This is a genomic window from Tolypothrix bouteillei VB521301 (genome assembly GCF_000760695.4).
Taxonomy (GTDB): Bacteria; Cyanobacteriota; Cyanobacteriia; order Cyanobacteriales; family Nostocaceae; genus Scytonema; species Scytonema bouteillei_A.
The window spans coordinates 7,187,894-7,207,487 of the sequence record NZ_JHEG04000001.1; the positions used below are offsets into that span (position 1 = coordinate 7,187,894).

General features: G+C 42.0%; 22 protein-coding genes and 1 pseudogene. 12 read left to right on the top strand and 11 right to left on the bottom strand.

Translation table 11 applies throughout. The features are described 5' to 3' along the window. Positions 1-26: 26 nt before the first annotated feature. On the top strand, positions 27-308 hold the full coding sequence (locus HC643_RS29270; protein ID WP_038078911.1) for an HNH endonuclease: 282 nt from the start codon (positions 27-29) through the stop codon (positions 306-308). 50 nt (positions 309-358) lie between these two features. Here HC643_RS29270 and phnE read toward each other — a convergent pair whose 3' ends face one another. From phnE to HC643_RS29290, 4 genes and pseudogenes are all read right to left on the bottom strand, one after another. Beyond that, on the bottom strand, positions 359-1,153 hold the full coding sequence (gene phnE / locus HC643_RS29275) for a phosphonate ABC transporter, permease protein PhnE (protein WP_038078925.1): 795 nt from the start codon (positions 1,151-1,153) through the stop codon (positions 359-361). Positions 1,154-1,221: 68 nt separating this feature from the next. Beyond that, on the bottom strand, positions 1,222-1,965 hold the full coding sequence (locus tag HC643_RS29280; protein WP_038078913.1) for a phosphonate ABC transporter ATP-binding protein: 744 nt from the start codon (positions 1,963-1,965) through the stop codon (positions 1,222-1,224). A gap of 192 nt (positions 1,966-2,157) precedes the next feature. Continuing rightward, positions 2,158-3,132 (bottom strand): phosphate/phosphite/phosphonate ABC transporter substrate-binding protein, encoded by a 975-nt coding sequence (locus tag HC643_RS29285; RefSeq protein ID WP_038074863.1) that lies wholly within the window; start codon positions 3,130-3,132, stop codon positions 2,158-2,160. A 261-nt stretch (positions 3,133-3,393) separates the two neighbouring features. Next, a pseudogene (locus tag HC643_RS29290) lies at positions 3,394-3,851 on the bottom strand (RidA family protein); the annotation flags it as partial. 278 nt (positions 3,852-4,129) lie between these two features. Between HC643_RS29290 and HC643_RS42215 the strand changes: the two are divergent. Together HC643_RS42215 and HC643_RS41640 are read left to right on the top strand one after the other, a co-directional pair. Next, the gene (locus HC643_RS42215; RefSeq protein ID WP_272899903.1) at positions 4,130-4,264 is read left to right on the top strand and encodes a type II toxin-antitoxin system RelE family toxin; all 135 of its coding nucleotides are present in this window, start codon (positions 4,130-4,132) and stop codon (positions 4,262-4,264) included. Continuing rightward, positions 4,261-4,338 (top strand): type II toxin-antitoxin system RelE family toxin, encoded by a 78-nt coding sequence (locus HC643_RS41640; RefSeq protein ID WP_237266089.1) that lies wholly within the window; start codon positions 4,261-4,263, stop codon positions 4,336-4,338. The genes HC643_RS42215 and HC643_RS41640 overlap by 4 nt, the downstream gene beginning before the upstream one ends. Positions 4,339-4,364: 26 nt before the next feature. On the opposite strand, the gene HC643_RS29300 is transcribed toward HC643_RS41640, so the two are convergent. Together HC643_RS29300 and HC643_RS29305 are read right to left on the bottom strand one after the other, a co-directional pair. After that, positions 4,365-4,850, bottom strand: a complete 486-nt coding sequence (locus tag HC643_RS29300) for a GFA family protein (RefSeq protein ID WP_063779570.1) — start codon at positions 4,848-4,850, stop codon at positions 4,365-4,367. 97 nt (positions 4,851-4,947) lie between these two features. Next, positions 4,948-5,379, bottom strand: a complete 432-nt coding sequence (locus HC643_RS29305; RefSeq protein WP_038074871.1) for an NUDIX domain-containing protein — start codon at positions 5,377-5,379, stop codon at positions 4,948-4,950. 139 nt (positions 5,380-5,518) lie between these two features. Here HC643_RS29305 and malQ point away from each other — a divergent pair, with 139 nt between their 5' ends. Beyond that, positions 5,519-7,030 (top strand): 4-alpha-glucanotransferase, encoded by a 1,512-nt coding sequence (gene malQ, locus HC643_RS29310; RefSeq protein WP_038074873.1) that lies wholly within the window; start codon positions 5,519-5,521, stop codon positions 7,028-7,030. A 71-nt stretch (positions 7,031-7,101) separates the two neighbouring features. On the opposite strand, the gene HC643_RS29315 is transcribed toward malQ, so the two are convergent. Both HC643_RS29315 and HC643_RS29320 read right to left on the bottom strand, forming a co-directional pair. After that, positions 7,102-7,899: a helix-turn-helix domain-containing protein gene (locus tag HC643_RS29315; protein WP_038074875.1), complete on the bottom strand. Its 798-nt coding sequence runs from the start codon at positions 7,897-7,899 to the stop codon at positions 7,102-7,104. 47 nt (positions 7,900-7,946) lie between these two features. Further along, entirely contained in the window at positions 7,947-8,735 is a 789-nt protein-coding gene (locus HC643_RS29320; RefSeq protein WP_038074876.1) for a pseudouridine synthase, read from the bottom strand. 142 nt (positions 8,736-8,877) lie between these two features. Here HC643_RS29320 and HC643_RS29325 point away from each other — a divergent pair, with 142 nt between their 5' ends. Beyond that, a complete protein-coding gene (locus HC643_RS29325; RefSeq protein WP_038074880.1) occupies positions 8,878-9,591 on the top strand; it encodes an LmeA family phospholipid-binding protein in 714 nt (237 codons plus the stop codon). A 183-nt stretch (positions 9,592-9,774) separates the two neighbouring features. On the opposite strand, the gene HC643_RS29330 is transcribed toward HC643_RS29325, so the two are convergent. Together HC643_RS29330 and cbiT are read right to left on the bottom strand one after the other, a co-directional pair. Beyond that, complete coding sequence (locus HC643_RS29330) at positions 9,775-10,671, bottom strand: phosphatidate cytidylyltransferase (protein ID WP_038074885.1); 897 nt, start codon at positions 10,669-10,671, stop codon at positions 9,775-9,777. Between the two features lie 80 nt (positions 10,672-10,751). Then, the gene (gene cbiT / locus HC643_RS29335; RefSeq protein ID WP_038074889.1) at positions 10,752-11,354 is read right to left on the bottom strand and encodes a precorrin-6Y C5,15-methyltransferase subunit CbiT; all 603 of its coding nucleotides are present in this window, start codon (positions 11,352-11,354) and stop codon (positions 10,752-10,754) included. Positions 11,355-11,458: 104 nt separating this feature from the next. Between cbiT and HC643_RS29340 the strand changes: the two genes are divergently transcribed. The 4 genes from HC643_RS29340 (at position 11,459) to HC643_RS29355 (ending at position 17,705) form a co-directional block, all read left to right on the top strand. Next, complete coding sequence (locus tag HC643_RS29340; protein WP_038074892.1) at positions 11,459-13,000, top strand: serine/threonine protein kinase; 1,542 nt, start codon at positions 11,459-11,461, stop codon at positions 12,998-13,000. Then, complete coding sequence (locus HC643_RS29345; RefSeq protein WP_038074897.1) at positions 12,997-15,282, top strand: ATP-binding protein; 2,286 nt, start codon at positions 12,997-12,999, stop codon at positions 15,280-15,282. The genes HC643_RS29340 and HC643_RS29345 overlap by 4 nt, the downstream gene beginning before the upstream one ends. Positions 15,283-15,334: 52 nt before the next feature. After that, on the top strand, positions 15,335-15,781 hold the full coding sequence (locus HC643_RS29350; protein ID WP_038074910.1) for a response regulator: 447 nt from the start codon (positions 15,335-15,337) through the stop codon (positions 15,779-15,781). Positions 15,782-15,971: 190 nt separating this feature from the next. Next, positions 15,972-17,705 carry a hybrid sensor histidine kinase/response regulator gene (locus HC643_RS29355; protein ID WP_038074913.1) on the top strand — a complete coding sequence of 578 codons (1,734 nt, stop codon included), beginning with the start codon at positions 15,972-15,974 and terminating at the stop codon, positions 17,703-17,705. 23 nt (positions 17,706-17,728) lie between these two features. Here HC643_RS29355 and HC643_RS29360 read toward each other — a convergent pair whose 3' ends face one another. Next, on the bottom strand, positions 17,729-18,385 hold the full coding sequence (locus tag HC643_RS29360) for a LabA-like NYN domain-containing protein (protein WP_038074915.1): 657 nt from the start codon (positions 18,383-18,385) through the stop codon (positions 17,729-17,731). 468 nt (positions 18,386-18,853) lie between these two features. Here HC643_RS29360 and HC643_RS29365 point away from each other — a divergent pair, with 468 nt between their 5' ends. The 3 genes from HC643_RS29365 (at position 18,854) to HC643_RS42670 (ending at position 19,594) form a co-directional block, all read left to right on the top strand. Then, the gene (locus HC643_RS29365; RefSeq protein ID WP_038074921.1) at positions 18,854-19,102 is read left to right on the top strand and encodes an AbrB/MazE/SpoVT family DNA-binding domain-containing protein; all 249 of its coding nucleotides are present in this window, start codon (positions 18,854-18,856) and stop codon (positions 19,100-19,102) included. Then, positions 19,095-19,265, top strand: coding sequence for a type II toxin-antitoxin system VapC family toxin (locus tag HC643_RS29370; protein ID WP_137986581.1), 171 nt, complete (start codon positions 19,095-19,097; stop codon positions 19,263-19,265). Before HC643_RS29365 ends, HC643_RS29370 begins: the two co-directional genes overlap by 8 nt. Before the next feature lie 152 nt (positions 19,266-19,417). Beyond that, positions 19,418-19,594, top strand: coding sequence for a PIN domain-containing protein (locus HC643_RS42670; protein ID WP_202048669.1), 177 nt, complete (start codon positions 19,418-19,420; stop codon positions 19,592-19,594).

Genomic DNA, 19,594 nt, shown 5'->3' on the forward strand with positions numbered 1-19,594 from the left:
ATACTGCAACAGACAAGAAAAATATCATGAAGGAGATAGTTGCGGAAAAGTCTTTTGGCTCTTTAAAAACTAAAACTAAAAACGATGTAAGTGAAACTCAAAGCAAAGAATTTTCACGGGAAACAAAATCAGCAGCTTATATCAGAGATGTCTTACCTGGTTTTCCACGATGTAAAATCTGTGATGCCTACCTTCCCAGCCGCTTTATCTCTATAGACCATAAAAAAAGAAAAGCAGATGGTGGCTTAGGTACTTTAGACAATGCACAATTGAGTCATCCATATTGTAATACGACATTCAAAAATTGAGCGGCTACCGCTAATCTAGTAGTGTGCTAGCAACTGTTAGCACACGATAACTACATTGAATCCAATCGCTGACGCAATTTGCTACTAAGAGCGTCGATTATAGTAACGACAACGCATAATATTAATATCATGGTGGTTGCCTTGGTATACTCAAAACCGTCAATATAACTCTTTAATTCAAAACCAAAACCACCTGCACCAACTGCACCCAGAACTGATGCTGCTCGGATATTATACTCAAACATCCATAAGGTATAACCTAACATTAAAGGCAGCACTTGAGGTAACAAACCATATTGAGCAACTTGTAACCGAGACGCACCTGCAACTTGTAAAGATTCTATAGAACGGGGATCGACAGCTTCAATTGCTTGTTGATAAAATTTTGCCAAATAACCAATAGTATAAATTCCCAAAGCTAGAGTTCCTGCAAGTGGACCTAGCCCGGTTGCAGCTACAAATAACAAACCAAGAATAATTGAAGGAACAGAACGAACAGCATTTTGTAGAAAATTAGCCAACCATCGCAGCCATACAGGAGCTACATTACGAGCACTCGCAACAGCAATGGGTAAAGAAAGTAATGCTCCAATCGTAGTTCCCAAAACAGACATCTGTACAGTTTCTACCAGTGCTTTAGCTGTTTTATATAAAATATCCCAACTGGTATTTGGGGGAAATAACCGCGAAACAAAATCAATGATGTGGAACCAGCTATCTTTTAGGAGTTGGAAATCAACTTTCAGACCTTGCAACGCCCAACCATAAACGATAATAACAATACACGCCATGAGTAAGTGACTTACCCAAGAAAAGCGTTTCCAAAAACGAGAAAGATTTTTCATATTCATTAACGATTCAGTGCTGGAGAGTGGAGGTTAGAATTAAACACTCATTCCCCAGCAATCGGTTCCTAGTTTCCGATATTTCCTCGAGCAAATGTAGCCTGCAAACTGTTATCGCAACTCCCGTCATAAATAACACGTCCAGCATCCAAAATAATAGCTCGTTGTGCGTATTCTGCAGCAACTCCCAAATCGTGTAAAACGGTGACAATTGTCATACCTTGCTTGGAATGGAGTTGAGCTAGAGTTTCCATAACTTGTTTGGAAGCCATAATATCCAAGCCCGTAATTGGTTCATCTGCTAAAAGAATCTCTGGCGATTGAATTAAAGCTCTGGCAATTGCGACTCGTTGCTGCTGTCCACCACTTAAATGACCAGTTTTTTGATAAGCCTGTTCCTTCAACCCTAACTGTTCTAGCAGTTCTAATGCTTGACGGCGATCGCTTTTAGGAAACCCAAACAGAGTTTGCCAAGTTGTCCTCACGCCAAGACGTCCGCACAGTACATTTTCAATTGCTGATAACTGGCGAATTAATCCCCCACCTTGAAACAACATCGCCACGTTCCGTCGAATAGTCGGCAACGTGCGAGAATTTAATGGCACACCATTGACGTGAATTGTTCCCCGTGAAATTGGAACTAACCCAACTAGCGATCGCAACAAAGTCGATTTCCCTGCACCATTCAGCCCCAACAACACAACAAATTCACCGCGATTAATTTCAAAATTAACCCGATTTAAAATGGGACGTTCCAAAGTTGTGGAATAGACTGTTTCTACGTTTTGACAGTGAATTATTGATTTAGTCATATGCTAATTGCTAAGTGCTAATGGCTAATGGCTAATTGTTAATTACTTTTAGCCCTCCCTTGTATCTCCTTACGGAGAAGCTTTGCATCGCGAAGCTATGCCCGCAACGGCTTACACCAGTTGCCAGGGCGTGGGAAACCCGCCCGCAGCACGCTTACTCACCATTAGCCATTAGCCATTAGCCATTAGCTACTATGGTTCAACTCCTGCATTCTTGAGGGCTTCACGAATTGGTTTTAAGTGAGCTTCGTGATTGACTTTGACTAATTCTGTGGAGTTGTAGAGGTTGCGTAGTATCTGGTTGTTCTGTGGCTCGTTCAGTTTGAGCATAGCAGTGATGATTTTTTCTCTTATAGGTGCGGGAACATCATCATCAATAGCTACGCCGTGTGCTGGAACTCCAGAAATTTTGTACAGAACTCGAAGTTGATTTTTTTCAGCCTCTGTAATATACGGAGCATTCAGAGCATACTCTGATACTGCGGCTACATCAGCTTGACCGCGTAAAACGGCTTGCAGGGCTTTGCTGTAATTACCACCGTAGCTAACCTGACTGAAGAAAGTGTCGAGGCGATCGCGATTCGGGACTAGTTTTTGCTTGACCATCTCACCCACAGGGAAAATAAAACCCGAACCGGAAGTGGGTGAGGTAAAAGCCATTTTCTTACCGCGCAGTTGTTCTAGGGTGGCTTTACCTGAAGTCAAAGTTTTCAAAGAGCTATCTTTGGGAACAACGAATACTGAGTTATAAGTGTATTTTCCAGAATAAGTCGGGCGTACCTCAGCTAGATACAAGCGAGCATTTGCTAATTGCTCGGCTTTTAAAGCAGGACGGCTGCTCAAGAAAGCGATATCTGCCTTGTTTCCTCTCAAAGCTTCTACTGCTGCAGTATCATCTCCAACAAGAGCCTCAACAGGCATTCCTACTTCTTTTGATAGAAATGCTGCCACAGCATTCGCTTTAGTTTGCAAGTCTGTGGAATCAGATCTACTGGGAAATATAACTGTTAAAGACTTTTGTGCTGTTTGAGCAAGTAGAGTTTCTTGCTTGCGCTCGGGCTTTGAGTTAGCAACTGCTTGCCAACTGCCAAAGCTACCTGCCACTAGACCAGTTGTAGCTAGGAATGCTGCACCAACTCCTAGCAAACCCTTTTTCCTCACACTCATTTGCTGCTCTCCATCAACAAATTTTTTATTAATTTTGAAATTCTATCTCAATAAGAGTTTTCTTAAGAAAATCTATTATTAAGATTCCAGCTTTTTGTGGAAAAAGTCAATCAATAATTCTGATACCCTTCCTTGAAGAATAAGTTATACAAGTAACTTGACTATTTACTCAAGTTATGCAAATTGAGAATAGTTTTTAATAAAGATTTCAGTGATTATCCCCGACTTCTTTAAAAAAGTCGGGGATCTGCCAACCCAGCCCTAAATTATCGCAATACACTCAATCTCTACCAAAACATCCTTGGGCAAACGCGACACTTCAACACAAGCACGGGCTGGAGCTGAGTCTTCAGAGAAATATTTAGCATAAACTGCATTCATTGCAGCAAAATTATTGAGATCGGACAGAAAAACAGTTGTTTTCACAACATTTTGGAAGCTAGCCCCTGCGGCTGTAAGGATAGCTTCAAGATTAGCCATAACCTGCTCGGTTTGCTTTGCTACATCATCTCTGTAGAAAACATCACCCAACTGGGGATCTATGGGAATTTGCCCCGCAACAAAAATCATTTGACCGGAGGCAATAATTGCTTGATTGTATGGTCCTACTGGTGCGGGTGCTTTATCAGTACGAATTACTTGACGAGTCATAGATAATTTGGGATTGAGGTTTTTTTAGGAATTTTTCCATCTGGCATTATCGCACCAGTTAGCACGGCACCACCTTTATTCTTTTAAGAGTATGCAGTAAAGCTCTTTATTGCCACCTGTTACACCAGCGAGATCGCCTGCCATCTTACCAGTTTCCATAAAATGACGATTAAGGAGGAATTCAAGCAAGAGCTTGTGGAAATTCAAAGACTTAGAAAGTCAGGAACTCGTGGTATTTCAGCACAAGAGGCTGCGAGCAGGCTTGGCTTGGGTTGATAATGAGTTATATCATTGAGTATGTTACATCATTGAGTATGAACCAGAAGCTCTCGCTGATTTGGAAAAGTTGACTCAAGCTGTCCGGGAGCGAGTTCTTAGCAAGATTCATTGGTTGGCAGAGAATTTCGAGCAAGTTAACCCGCAGCCTTTAACATCCGATCTATCGGGTTTCTTTAAGTTGGAGTTGGCGATTACCGAGTGATTTATGAATTTAATGGTGAAGAAAAAATAATTTTTATTGACCGAATTGGGCATCGTCGAGAGATTTACAAGTGATAACGACAGCAGATGTTTTCATCCAACTACTCAAAGCTTGTATCCGACTGTACGATGCGCGAGTGCTGTTGTGACCATTTTTCCCATAAAGGGCTTATATCTGAGGGTTGACCGTCATAATTAAGCATGGAGTCAGGAATGGTTACCCAGGGTTGGGCACTGCGAGTCCAAAGGTTACCTACAGGACGCAACCAACTCGTATCGTCCAATGTTCCGGCTTTAACGTTAATTGTTTGTTGGTTGTAACTCCTCTGGTGAAACAATCGCGTTCCACAATTGTCACAAAACAAGCATTTGACCTCACGCCCGCTATCGGCTCCACGAGTCCAAGCTTTCGGGTGTCCTTGCACAATAACAACAGCATCTCGCGGGACGGTCAGAGACATACCAAAAGCGCTAGATGATTGTTTTTGACATTCAGTGCAGTGGCACAAGTAGAGTGTTAAAGGTTCGGCACGAATTTCATAACGAATCTCCCCGCACTGACAACCCCCCGTATAAGTGACGCTCATAACTTTTCTTTCGGTTTTCCTTATAAAACCTACGAAGGTAGATTTTGCTTGTATGGACGAGATGGCGAACATCGCCCAGTCTCAATTTAGATCGATCTTACCCCAACCTCGGACGTATTCCATAATGCCGAAAGTGCCAATAGTCGTGCAAAATCTTATTGTGGTCAAAACATAAGTTTTCAGGTATTCGCCAAGACTCAAAAATGTCTATACCTTTGGCATCGTCCCCTGCTTGCGGTTCACCAGTCGCTGTTGCCAAAAACACAAGACTCAGAGTGTGCTTGCGGGGATCGCGGCTGGGATCGGAATACACGTGAAATTGTTCGATCAACTTTACCTGCAAACCAGTTTCTTCCAAAGCCTCGCGTTGCGCCGCAGTTTCAACAGATTCGCCGTAATCGACAAAACCACCAGGGATAGCCCAGCCAAAAGGTGGATTATGTCGCTCAATTAACACTATTGGTCGATGAGGACGGTCAACCAATTCAATGATGATATCAACTGTTGGAGCAGGATTTCGGTAATTCATGCCAGTAGTTAATCGTTAGGGGTTAGTGGTTAATGGTATCAACTAACAACTAACAACTAACAACTAACCACTCACACTGATACCTTCTGTTCCATGGTAAATTCGATGCGATCGCTTTCTTGTTAACAACAGGTTAAGTATGCCTTTTCCCAGATCAAGTGGTATTTTATTACACCCTACCTCCTTTCCCGGTCGATTTGGCATTGGGGATTTAGGCTTAGAAGCCTATCAATTCATCGATTTTCTTAGAGATAGCTGCCAGCAATTCTGGCAAGTATTACCTCTAGGACCGACCGGTTACGGGAATTCTCCTTATGCTTGTTACTCAGCATTAGCTGGTAACCCCTTCCTCATTAGCTTAGAAAAAATGGTAGAGCAAGGCTTAGTGTCTGAAGAAGACTTTGCTCATCTACCAGGATTTGAGGGCTCTAAGGTAGACTACGAAAAAGTCATACCAATTAAGCTCGAGCTATTAAGGAAAGCCTGTGAGAATTTTAAAAACAGAGCAACGCCCTTACAGCAAAAAGAATTTGCTGGTTTTTGCGATAGCAAAGCCTATTGGCTTGATGATTATGCCCTATTTATGGCACTCAAAGGGGCTAACGGCGGAGTCAGCTGGCATAAGTGGGAGCCTGAACTTGCCAAACGCGAACCAGAAGCATTAGATCGGGTTGGGCGAGAACTCACGGGAGAAATTTTCTTCCACAAATTCACCCAGTATGAATTTTTCCGCCAATGGTCTGAATTAAAAACCTATGCCAACATGAGCGGAATTCAAATCATTGGCGATATTCCCATTTATGTAGCTCACGATAGTGCTGATGTCTGGTCTCATCCCGAGATTTTTTGCCTGGATGAAGAGACAGGAGAAGCGGCGCTGATGGCGGGAGTTCCACCCGATTATTTCAGTGCAACCGGACAGTTATGGGGTAATCCAGTCTATAACTGGGAGGAATTGAAAAAACAAGACTATAAGTGGTGGGTTGGGCGCTTTCAAGCATTGCTTGACTATGTCGATGTGATTCGTATTGACCACTTCCGAGGTTTTGAGGCTTACTGGGCTGTGGCAAAAGGGCAAGAAACCGCTGTCAATGGAGAGTGGATCAAAGCCCCTGGAGAAGAGTTGTTTGAAACTATCAAACAGAAGTTGGGTAGACTCCCCATTATGGCAGAAGATTTGGGGTTAATTACACCAGAAGTGGAAGCGCTGCGAGACAAGTTTGAATTTCCAGGAATGAAGATTTTGCAGTTTGCCTTTAGTGCTGATGCGGGCAATCCATTTTTACCATTCAACTACTCGCGCAATTGCATTGTCTACACTGGGACTCACGACAATGACACAACTGTTAGCTGGTTCAACCAAGCATCAGAGTACGAAAAGCAATACGTGTTGGATTATTTAGGCTGTCTCAGCCCTGAAGGTATTCACTGGGACTTTATTCGATTAGCCATGAATTCTGTGGCAAATCAAGCCATTATTCCATTACAGGATGTTTTGGGATTGGGTGGTGAAGCGCGGATGAATTTCCCAAGTAAAGCTGAAGGAAATTGGGACTGGCGTTATACATCAGATAGTTTAACAAAAGAAGCCACTCAGCGCTTGCAAACTCTCACTCGTCTTTCCGGACGCAGCCCGCAAAGTAAATCTTGAGAGGGGACAAGGAGGACAAGGAGGACAAGGTAGAATTTTCTCCCCCTCTCCCTTGTCTCCCCCTCTCTTTTTCAAGAACGATTTGCAGCAGCGATGGTAACTTCCTTCGCTGTTCCTGGTTCTCCCAATTGCTTGGCTTCCTCTTTGTTCACGCTCACAAGTACGCCACCAGCATTTCCGGCTTTAACGGTGAGTTGTGCTTGGGCTTTCCAAATACGGTGAGTTCCCTCTGGTAGCTCACCCTCGTACTGAATTTTGCCATCGGCGACAACTTTAATCCAAGATTTCTCTTTCAAAGTTACACCAATTTGTACTTGCTCCCCATTATTAGAAGACTCGCTAAAAGCTTGAAGTTGTACGTTTTTATTTTGTGCGATCTGCGATCCGATCGCAGGTGCTTTTTGTACTCTTTGGTTATTTTGAACGCTACTTGCTTGCAAAGTCGCTGTATTTAAAAATTGCGACAAGCCACTGATGGAACCAAAAATGACAAATATATACAGTACGTAGAGATGAACGGGACGTAATTGATCTGATGATGTTTTCCATATGGGCTTGAAATTTACCCGATTTGTACCAATTGGGTAACTGCTGGAGAACTGCACTCCGTGAAAACCAAGAGCATCGGCATATTGCCGGATTAAACCTTGAGTATACACTGGTTCTGGCAGTTCTGATAGGTTAGCTTCTTCGATCGCTTGTAGTAATCTTCGGGAAATCTTTGTGAGCGCAACCATTTCCTCTAGGGATAAACCCTTTTCCAAACGCCGCGTCCAAAGCTGAGCACCCATTTCTGCCAAGACTTCAGCTCGTTGCTGGTCTAATGAAGGGGTTGATTCTCGATGATTTTTTTTGTTTAGCCACTGCATAATCCTGTTACACTCCTTACCCCACTGAATCATTAATAGGTATCTTCCTAAAACTTCGATCGATGGCTTCCGCTATCCAAACTTTTGACTTCTTCCACTGCTTTTCTCAAAAAGCGGATTTCAAAATCTTCTAGGTAACGATACTCACCCACGGCAAGTAAACCTTGTCCGGGTGCTTGCAATTGAATCGAACCTATGGCTGTGCGATGCAGTCCGATTACCGGGTGTCCTAACTGTCGGGCAACACGGCGTATCTGACGGTTTCTCCCCTCCTTTAACACAACTTCTAACCAGGTAGAGTATGCAAGACTTTCTATCTTTTTGACTTGTGCTGGCCGTGTTTTGCGTCCTTCTAACAGCACACCCTGACGCCACATTTTTAACACTTCTTGCGGTGGATGTCCCTCCACTAAAACACGGTATGTTTTAGGAACATTGTGCCGTGGATGAGTTAGCCCAAATGTTAAATCTCCATCGTTTGTAAGTATTAATGCTCCTGTTGTGTCAGCATCTAGACGACCAACTGGATGAATACCTTTACCGGAACTTAATTCTTTGGGTAGCAAATCTAGGACTGTCTTTCTTCTCTGGGGATCGTCGCAAGTCGAGACTACACCAAGTGGTTTGTGCAATAACAGATACACCAATGATGGACGTTCTATCACAGACACAAGCTCACCATCAACAGTGATAATATCCTTTTCTGGATCTGCTTTTTGACCCAAACGTGCCACTTCACCATTGATCCGCACTCGTGATTGCTCGATCATTTCTTCAGCTTCACGGCGGGAGGCTATACCCCATTGAGAAATTATTTTTTGTAACCGTACCTCCATGTAGAAATTACGTATGCTTCATCTTGTTCCTATAAATAAATAATATATTTGCATTTTGTGGTAACCTGCCATAGGTGTTAAAGTTAAGATTTATTTCATAACTTGTTTTTTTTGACAAAATACCCATAGGTAAAACGGTTAGATGCAACACAATAGTTCCCAAACTCAAAATCCAAAAATCCGCATAGTCACTAAAGTACTAACAACTGCACTCAAGCTTTGGTTGAAAGCACAAGTGAGCCAGGTCGAGCAACTTGAAGTAGAAATTAAAGCCAGCGATCGCCAACTCCTTTCCGGATGCATCCCTTTTGTATCTATTTTTGGCAGTCATGCTGTTTATCAAGGTCTCCATCTTACTAGAATTCACATGGTCGCAGAAAATATTCGCGTCAACATCGGCTCAGTCCTTAAGGGACAACCTCTGAAACTGTTAGAAACAGTACCAGTGGTAGGCGAACTGATCCAGACAGAGGAAGACTTGAATGCTTCTCTTTCGTCTACTTTATTATTGAGTGGTTTGAATGATGCTCTGGTTCAACTATTACCAGAACAGAAGCGAAAATCCAAGTCAGTTATTTGGCAAAAAATTAACCTAGATAACAGTAAGGTGGTGCTTTCTGCTACTTTAGCACAAGACAATCAACCTACTTACTTAGAGATCGGTATGGGTGTGGAATTACTCAGTTCCCATGAGTTGCGACTTCAACACATTCAAGTTCAAAGTAATACAGCAAGCTCACTTGAGGGGATCGAACGCGAACTAGATTTCGATCTAGGATCTGATGTTGACATCCAAGAATTAACCATACACTCAGGTAAGCTAGTGTGTCGCGGACGAATTAACGTCAATCCATAGAATTAGATATTTAAAATCAAAGAATATAGTTTATTAATTTTGATTATATCTTCTCGAGTAAGAGATTGGGGATAAATATGCAAGATCTCCGACATCTCGTGCGGATACTGTTGACAAATCGTGCTTTTCACTCCTCATGCGTTAGATAGGTCTTTAAAAAAGTCGGGGATCTCTTCCCAATCCCTAACCCCCAATTCCTCTATTAAGTAACGGCAACAGAAGTGTCACGAAATAATACACTAAAGGAGCCGTAAAAATATAACTATCGGTACGATCTAAAATACCTCCGTGACCGGGAATTAACTGCCCGGAATCTTTAACTCCAGCATCGCGTTTCAGCATAGATTCAGTGAGATCCCCTAAAAGACCGGCTATGCCAATTAACAGACCTATAGCTATACCTGTGAAAGGAAACTTCGTCCAATTCAGGTAGTGAGAGCCTAAAAGGGCTAAGACAACGCTAGCAAACACACCAAAAACTGCACCTTCAACAGTTTTTTTGGGGCTAATGTCAGACAAAGGTGTTTTGCCAAAAAATTTACCCACAACATAAGCACCAATGTCAGATGCCCAAATACACAAAAAAGTAAGTAATGTTGCTGTCAAGCCTTGCGGAAGTAAACTTAAATCACCCCTATGTACGATATCTAATAATTTAGATAAATAATCGCTCGTAGGTAGATAAGTAATGCCTGTATTGTCAATCGCTCGCAATCGTACCCAGTAACTTGGTAAATAACTAGTATAAAATAACCCCAAAATAGAAGCCGAAATATCCGCAATTGTCGCCATTTTGGGTTGAAATAGCAAGTAAAAGCAAATAAAAGTTCCGGCTACGGGCATGACCGCATCTGCTAAATTACCATCTATAGTACAGATGACCAACAAAACTTGACTGACAACGATAGTGGTTTTGGCAGCAGGAGCCATCCCTTTGGCGAGTACTAAATCAAAATATTCCCGTTGACCCAAAAAAATGATAATTGCAAACAAGCTAGTGAAGTACCATCCACCCAGAAGAGTGGCGCTCATTGCTAAGGCTATTGCAATAATTCCGCTAATAATACGAGACCAAGGCATAGATAAAAAATTATGAATTATGAATTATGAATGCTGAATGATGAATTCATAATTTATAATTCATAATTCATCATTCAGTTCTAATCTAGTTTCTCACCACTTAGGATAAAAATGGGGTTAACAGCAGTAAAAGTCTGTGAGGAACCTCTCGTCTCCAATCGAGTCACGGCTGATTGCACAACTTCGACATTTCTCGCTTGCAATTGAGAAAGGCTTTGAGAGATAGAATACAGGCTTTCGAGATTGGCGGCGGTGGCTACAACTCGACCTGATGGTAGCAAATACTCCCATGCTGTTTGCATGATTTCTTGGATGGGACGACCGCCCTCAATACATACGCGATCGGGAGCAACATTAATATCTTGCAAGCACTCCGGAGCATTGCCTTCAATAACTTTGACATTCTTAACTTCAAAGCGATCGCAGTTGTGTCGAATCAGATTTGCTACATCTTCATCACGTTCTACAGCAATAATTTGTCCGCTAGGACAGAGCAAACCTGCTTCTACTGGAATCGTACCTGTTCCCGCACCAATATCCCATAAAACTGTATCGGGTTTGAGCCGTAATTGGGAAAGTAACAGCAGTCGAATTTCTCGCTTGCTTAAAGGAATTCCCGGCAAACGCTCAAACAGTTCATCTGAAATACCAGGAGTGATGTAAGGCCAAAGTTGGGAGGGCATCTCTCAAGTCAAAGTACAGCTATAGTAAGGATAGTAAGTTTGCCTAACTTAGGTAAATAAAATTAATACGAAAGATTTCCTTCTTAAACTAGTAAGTCATTCCCATGAACGGTCAGGTATTGGGCGATCGATATGAAGTACAGCAGCTGATGGGTAAAAAAGCAGGACGGCGAACGCTGTTGGCTCGAGATTTACTGACGGGAGAGTTGGTAGTTGTGAAACTGCTGTCTTTCAACAGTGACTTTGAGTGGGACGATCTCAAGCTGTTTGAGCGGGAAGCCGAAACCCTAAAAACCCTATCACATCCCTCGATTCCTTGCTATCTAGATTATTTTGAGGTAGATTTACCTACCATCAAAGGGTTTGCTCTCGTCCAAACTTATATCCCAGCACAATCTTTAGAAAAGTACATAAAAGCGGGTCGTACTTTTACGGAAAACGAAGTTAAACAAATAGCTAAAGCTTTATTAGACATTCTGATTTACCTACACGATCGCAAGCCTCCTACCATTCATCGCGATATTAAGCCCAGTAACATTTTGTTGACAAATCGTTCGGGAAACAATGTAGGACAGTTATACGTAGTTGATTTCGGTTCGGTGCAAACGGCGGCGGTAGGAGAAGAGGGAACAAGAACTATTGTAGGTACTTACGGCTATATGCCTCCAGAACAGTTTGGCGGACGCACGGTTCCTGCTTCTGACCTCTACAGTTTGGGTGCTACCTTAATTTACTTAGTCACGGGGTCTCATCCTGCGGATTTACCTCAAAAAGACTTGCGAATTCAATTTGAACAAGCAGCCACCCTCAGTCCCAATTTGACAAAGTGGTTGGCGTGGATGATTCAACCAAGTTTAGACAAACGTTTGAGTTCCGCACCAGCAGCACGCGCTGCTTTAGAACACCCACAGCTTTTACAACAGTCACAGCCAACAGAAATATCTTTTATAGAGTGGATTCAAGAGCATTGGTATTGGGATGGCAATAATTGGGTCAGCAATACACAACAACAAACAACAACAAGTCGGTTAAAGTTACATAACACTGATGAGAGCGATCGCAGTAGGGCTCTGATTTACCCAATCTCTCAACCAGCCAATAGCAAAATTATTCTGCACAAAGATGAGGATTTTTTGGAAATTCTTGTTCCCCCTACCGGGTTTCAGCCATCAATGATTTTTATGGCTTTGTTTGCGATCGCCTGGAATTCATTTATTCTTTTTTGGACACTGACCGCCCTCTTTCTTCCTTTTCCCATCAATATTCCTTCTGTTATTTTTTCACTCCCGTTCTGGGGCGCTGGTTTTCAGATGATGTCGTCTGTTTTATTTCCGTTGTTAAGACGCAGCCGACTGAAGTTAAATCGGTTTTCAATTTGCTTTACATGGGAATTGTTAGGAGTTAAATACAATCGCATACCTCCTGCAGCAACAAGGGATATTACCAAGATCATTTACACTCCAAAAACCTATACAAACGACTTTCAAGGTAATAGAATAGAAATCCCACCAAAACTGACAATTTGGGCAGGAGTTCACGAGTATCAGCTTGGTGGAAGAAAAGGTTTGATTCATTCCGAACCTGAAATTGAATGGTTAGCATATGAATTAAGCAATTGGTTGGGTTTGCCTTTGACTCGCGAATGACGAACTACGAACAACTTCATATTCCCGGTTCAATTCAACCTCATGGTGTTTTGCTAGCATTGAGTCCTCATCTCGAAATTTTGCAAGTTAGCAATAACACTCAAGAGTATTTGGGTAAAACCCCAGAAGATTTACTCGGTCAACCTCTCAGTACCTTACTCAACGCTTCACAACTCGAAAGCATCCAAAAATTCCTGCAACAACAGGAAGGTATGGTTAATACCTTCAAACTGTCAATTCTCACTCATGAAGGAGAAAAGTACTTTGACGGTAGCGTTAACTTTACAGAACAAATATGGATTCTTGAGCTAGAACCTATTGACTCCCTCACGCAAATGAGTTTTTTGAGCTTCCAGGCTTTAACAAGTGGGGCGATTTCCAAGATGCAAAAAACATCAAAACTTATAGATTTTGTACAATTAGTAGCATCCGAAGTCAGAAAAATTACAGAGTTCGATCGAGTGATGGTCTACCAGTTTGATTCATCGGGAGCGGGGATCGTTATCGCTGAAGATAAACGAGAGGATTTATCACCATTGCTCGGGTTGCGTTATCCTGCAACAGATATTCCCACTGAAGCAAGAGCACTATACACGCGCTCTTTGCTGCGATTTATTCCCAGTTTTCACGCTCAACCTGTCACTCTCATCCCGCTCAACAATCCCCAAACACAACAGCCATTAGATTTAAGCGGCGCTGCATTAAGAAGCGTACATCCTTGTTGTGTTGAATACCATCAAAACATGGGTGTTTCAGCTCTGCTCGTTGTACCGATTATTAAGGAAAGAACTCTTTGGGGGTTAATTTCCTGCCATCATTATAATGTAAAATATTTGACTTTGGAAGTCCGGAGAATTTGTGAGTTTTTAGGACAACTCGTGTCTTCAGAGTTAGTTCACAAAGTCAGCCAGTCAGAGTTTGATTATGAAGTAAAGCTTAAATCATTACAAACTGAATTTATAGAATCTATTTCCCAAGCAGATAATTTTAGAGAAGCCCTTATTTCTCCCGAACCTCGCTTGCTAGATTTAGTGAATGCAAAAGGCTCTGCTGTTTGTCTCGATAATGACATCACTCTTGTGGGAACAACTCCAAGTATTGAGGAAGTTCGCACTCTCATTGAATGGGCGGATACTCAAATTAGTGACAATTTGTTTTCCACCAATTCTCTACCACAGCTTTTTCCGGAGGCTCTTACCTTTAAAGAGACTGCTAGTGGGTTGCTGCTCTTACGAATTTCCAAAGTGCGGCGCTATTACATTCTTTGGTTTCGTCCTGAGGTGATTCAAACAGTGAATTGGGCGGGGAATCCAAATGAAGCGGTCAAGGTTGATGCGCGTGGTAGCGTGACTCTTTCGCCGCGAAAATCTTTTGAAAAATGGCAAGAAACAGTTCGATTGACTTCCTTACCTTGGCAATCGTGCGAACTTGATAGCGCTCTTGCTTTAAGAAATGCGATTGTCGGAATTGTTATTTCTAAAGCAGATGAGTTAGCCAAGATCAACCATGAGTTGGAGCAAAGTAATCGCGAGCTAGCATCTTTCGCCTACGCTGCATCCCACGATTTAAAAGAACCTCTGCGAGGGATTTATAATTACTCAAATGTTTTGCTCGAAGATTACGCTCACGTACTTGATAAGGATGGAATTGACTACTTGCAAACAGTGGTTTTTTTATCCCAACGAATGGAAAGTCTGATTAATGCTTTGTTACGCCTCTCTCTATTGGGTCAAGGAGAACTTCAGCGACAAGCGATCGATCTCAACGCATTGCTTGAGGAGGCGATCGCTATCTTCTATGCAAGCTATCCCCAAGCTAACATTGAAATTCGCACAGCTAAAGATTTACCGACAATTGAATGCGACCCGGTTCTTGTCGGTGAGGTTTTGAATAACTTAATCATTAATGCTTTTAAATACAATAATCAAGCCGACAAATGGATTGAAATTGGTTGTTTGGAAGAAGAGAATCAAGACTCGGAAATAGGAACTCCGAACACAAGAAATATGGTTGATACAGTCGCCCCATCTTCTTCCGAGTCTCCAATTACCGATCGCCCATCGCCAATGTTCTATATCCGAGATAATGGCATAGGGATTCCAGAACACCACTATCAAACTATCTTCCGCCTCTTCAAACGTCTCCACTCACAAGAAAAATATGGTGGGGGAACAGGTGCGGGTTTAGCTATTGCCAAGAAGATCGTTGAGCGTCACGGCGGTCACATCTGGGTTGAGTCTGCTGTAGGTGTTGGCTCAACGTTCTATTTGACGTTTGGATAAGCTAATATTTTATAAAAATCCTTTATTATATTACAACTGTTGAAAAAAAAGAATGACGGTGACAAAACTTATTGACCCTCTACTTGTTGTTGAGGACAGCAACGAGGACTTTAAGATGTTGCAACGCCTGATGCGGCGCTTTGCTGTTCAAAATCCAATTTATCGCTGTACAAATGGAGACGAGGTTTTAGACTTTCTCTACCAAGAAGGGGATTATCAAGATCCCGGTATAGCACCACGACCCTCTGTTATCCTGCTAGATCTTAATTTACCAGGTATTGACGGTCGTGACCTTTTGGAAAGACTCAAGCAGGATAGAAGTTTGCGGGAAATTCCTGTTGTCGTTTTTACTACCTCTTCTAACCCTACAGATATTGAATTGTGCTACCAAAAGGGTGCGAATGGCTATCTGATTAAGCCAATGGATTTCCACGATTTGCAAAAAACAATTCAAGCATTTGTAGATTATTGGCTTGAAGCAAACACGCCTCCCGCTTAAAAACGCTTAAAAATAGGGGGTAGGGGAGTAAGAAGAACGACTCGATCGGCAAGGCTTGTGTTTTCTCATGTCCCCCACCCGCTATTAAAATTTAAGACTTTATTTATAAATTTTGGGTATCTTATCATGTATGTGTAATACTCTGAGAGAATAGATAAAGGAGTGCGGAAATCTCCTTTACTTTTGATTTATGCCAAACTCAAGCAAGCTACTGATTATTGATGATTGTGCAGAAGACCGGAGAATATACCGTCGATATCTATTAAAAGATCCCCACCAATCATACGAAATTTTAGAGGCGGATTCTGCAAGGGATGGATTGGCATTATCTCAAACGATGTTTTGTGATGTGATTTTGCTTGATTTTTGCTTGCCCGATCTGAGTGGGTTGGAAATATTGGATAAGTTGAAGCAAGAGAAATTTGAAGTTGCTCCATCTGTAATCGTGCTTTCCGGACATGGGAGTGAAGAAGTCGCAGCACAAGCAATTAAAAAAGGTGCTCAAGATTACTTGGTAAAGCAACGTCTAAAACCAGATGCTCTACAATCAGCAGTCCGCAACGCAATCAAACGATCGCATTCCCAATCTCAACTGAATAAAACACGGGAAAGACAGCGTCTTGTCGCGACGACAGCTTTAAGAATTCGTCAATCTTTAAATTTAGAGCAGATTCTGACAACGACCGTAGCAGAAGTGCAGCAGCTTTTTCAGTGCGATCGCGTCACAATTTATCAGTTTTTTCCACAAACAGATAGCACTAAAGTTGAGCAATTCGTTGAGTTGTGCATGCAGGAACCTTGCTTGTGGCAAGAATTTTTTGAAAATGGGAATTTAGAATATCAACAAGCGATCGCTAAGGTTTGTGAAACAGGATCGAACCTCAACTGTCGCCACCTGTTCAATTGCCAAACTCTCGATTCACCTTCCAACAGTCAATCAACTTGTACGGAAAATTTCTTGAAGCTCCAAAATCAAGAGACAGAAACCGGGGGATCTGTTAGTTCTCAAAACAGATATGATGCTTCAACTTGGGTGATTCCCATAACTTTAAATTTTCCTGAAGAACCAAGCCCAAAACTTTGGGGTTTGCTAGTTACCCATCACTGTAAGGGAAAACAACAGTGGCAAAACTCAGAAATAGCTATCCTGAAAGAATTAACCGTACATTTAGCGCTTGCGATTCAGCAGGCTGAAAAGCTATCTCAAACCGAAGCAGATCTTGCTAAAGAAAAGAAACTCAACGCATTTAAGTCTCAAATTATCACAACCGTTTCTTACGAATATCGAACACCTTTGGCTGCGATCTTAGCTGCAGCATCAACCTTAAAGCAGTATAAGAATAGGCTTGATGAATTCAAGCAACAGAAGTTTCTCCAAACTATTGAACAGAAGGCACGTCACATGACACAATTGGTTGATGACTTGTTTCTGTTTCAAAAATTTGAGTTAAGTCAGGCAAAGTTTAAGCTGCAAACAATAGATTTAGTTCACTTTTTTTCGGATTTAATAGCAGAACAGCGACATAAAGCAAGCGATCGCCATCAATTGATTTTTCATCAGACGAGTGAACCTAAAGGATTTTTAGGTGATGGAGTCCTCTTGCGGCAAATTTTTGCAAGCTTAATATGTAATGCAATTAAGTACTCTCCTGATGGAGGTCACATAGAAATTTCCCTCATTGACAGGGACTCACAAGTTATTGTTTGCGTCAAAGATGAGGGAGTTGGGGTACCAATAGAAGAGCGAGAAAACTTATTTCAACCTTTTTGTCGTGGTAGTAACGTTGAGACTATTCCTGGAACGGGATTGGGATTGGCAATTGCCAAAGCGTGTGTAGAATTACACGGCGGTCAAATAGTTTTAGACAGTCAGTTAGGACAAGGAACTCAAGTGACTGTCACGTTGCCAAAGCTAGGAAAATAGGGAGTGGGGAGTAGGTAAATGACTTAACGTGTATTTTGAAATCTTGTTTTTTGTATCTCTTGTTTGATATCGTCCAAATCCGTGTAGCAATCTGCAACTCTAATGAGAGATTCACTCGTCATAGAACTCAAACCGACAACCTCAACTTGAACACCCCGGTAAGCGACAGTATCAACAGCATAAGCGAGGTCTCCATCTCCACTTAAAAGAACTAAAGTGTCGCAATGCTTTGCCAAAGTTATCATATCGACAGCCATCTCCACATCCAAATTCGCTTTTTTTGCACCATTTGGAAGTTGAGTGAGTTCTTTTTTCACCACGCGGTAACCATTACGGCTCATCCACAGCAGAAACCCCTGTTGTTTTTCATTAGTGTAATCAACACCCGTGTAGAAATAAGCACGTAGTAATTGACGACCCTTGATTAAAAAATGCAGGAGTTTGGTGTAGTCAATTTCAAGATTGAGTTGCATTGCTGCATAAAACAAATTTGCACCATCTATAAAAATGGCAATGCGTTGGTTCTGCTCCAGTCCTGAAACATCGCCCCAACTACACTGGCGCGTACTTCTGATACCCGTTTCCTCAAAAAAGGCGGGTTGTGGTGGGTTTAATCGTTGCTTGGGTTCCAATTTTAGGCGTGGCTCTCGATCGTACTGCGAGCGTGGAATCATTTGCATTATATTACCACTCCAAGAGTGTTTCTCTGTACATCAAACAAATTGGTAAAAATTCTTTACTTAAGATAGAAGAAATTAGGAGTTGAAAGAATTTAAGATTTTTTTTATTTTTTACCCCGTTTTCACTGCCTGTATTTAGAAATTATAAGAATATTTAAATTATTTCACATAAGTTATTATTTTCAGGCAAACATTAATACAAACTTCTTATTTATAAGGTAAGTTTGCTCAACAGACCTGTAGTTGGGACGGACAGGGGGACCCAGAGACATGGGGACAAGGGAGAATAACACTAGTACAGCGTGGCAGAAATAACCATACCATTAGTATTGAGATAAAAGCCTCATGCATAAGTGTTTGAGCCTTCTGCCCTCTGACGAGCTTACTTCTGCCTTCATGTACTAGTTGAGTGTGAAAAACATAGGATATAATTTTCTTGCTTATGTCAAAGTTATAAAAATATGTCATATGCAAGCAATTAAGACAAAAATTTCTGAAGGTGGTAGAATTGTAATTCCATCAGAGTATCGCAAACAATTGGGATTGGAAGTAGGCGATGAAGTCACGATCGCTTTAGTGAATGGGGAAGTGAGAATTTTTACACTAGAACAGGCAATTAAACGAGCACAAGAAATAGTACGTAGATATGTTCCCGAAGGGCGATCGCTCAGTGATGAACTTATAGCAGAACGCCGTCAGGAGAGTGGGGGTGAGTAATTACATTCTGGATGCTTCTGCAATTTTGGCGCTTTTAAACAATGAACCAGGTAGCGCAAAGGTAATAAGTGTTCTGACTGAAGCCGCTATGAGTAGTGTGAATTTGAGCGAAGTCATAGCTAGATTTGCTGATAGTGGAATGTCTGAGACAGAAATTAGGTAAGTCCTCAGTACTTTAGGTTTAGAGATTATAGACTTTAATACTAAAATGGGTTACCGTGCGGGAATATTACGTCCGCTAACAAGACGGGCTGGATTATCATTTGGCGATAAGCTGGGTACAGCTTGCGCCAGGGGCGATAAGCTGGGTACAGCTTGCGCTTCGCGATAAGCTGGGTACAGCTTGCGCTTCGCGATAAGCTGGGTACAGCTTGCGCCAGGGGCGATCGAGCGTGCTTAGCACTCGGTCAATTCTTGGGTTTGCCAGTACTCACTACCGATCGCGCTTGGGCTGATTTAGAACTGGGGATAAATGTGCAGGTGATTCGTTAG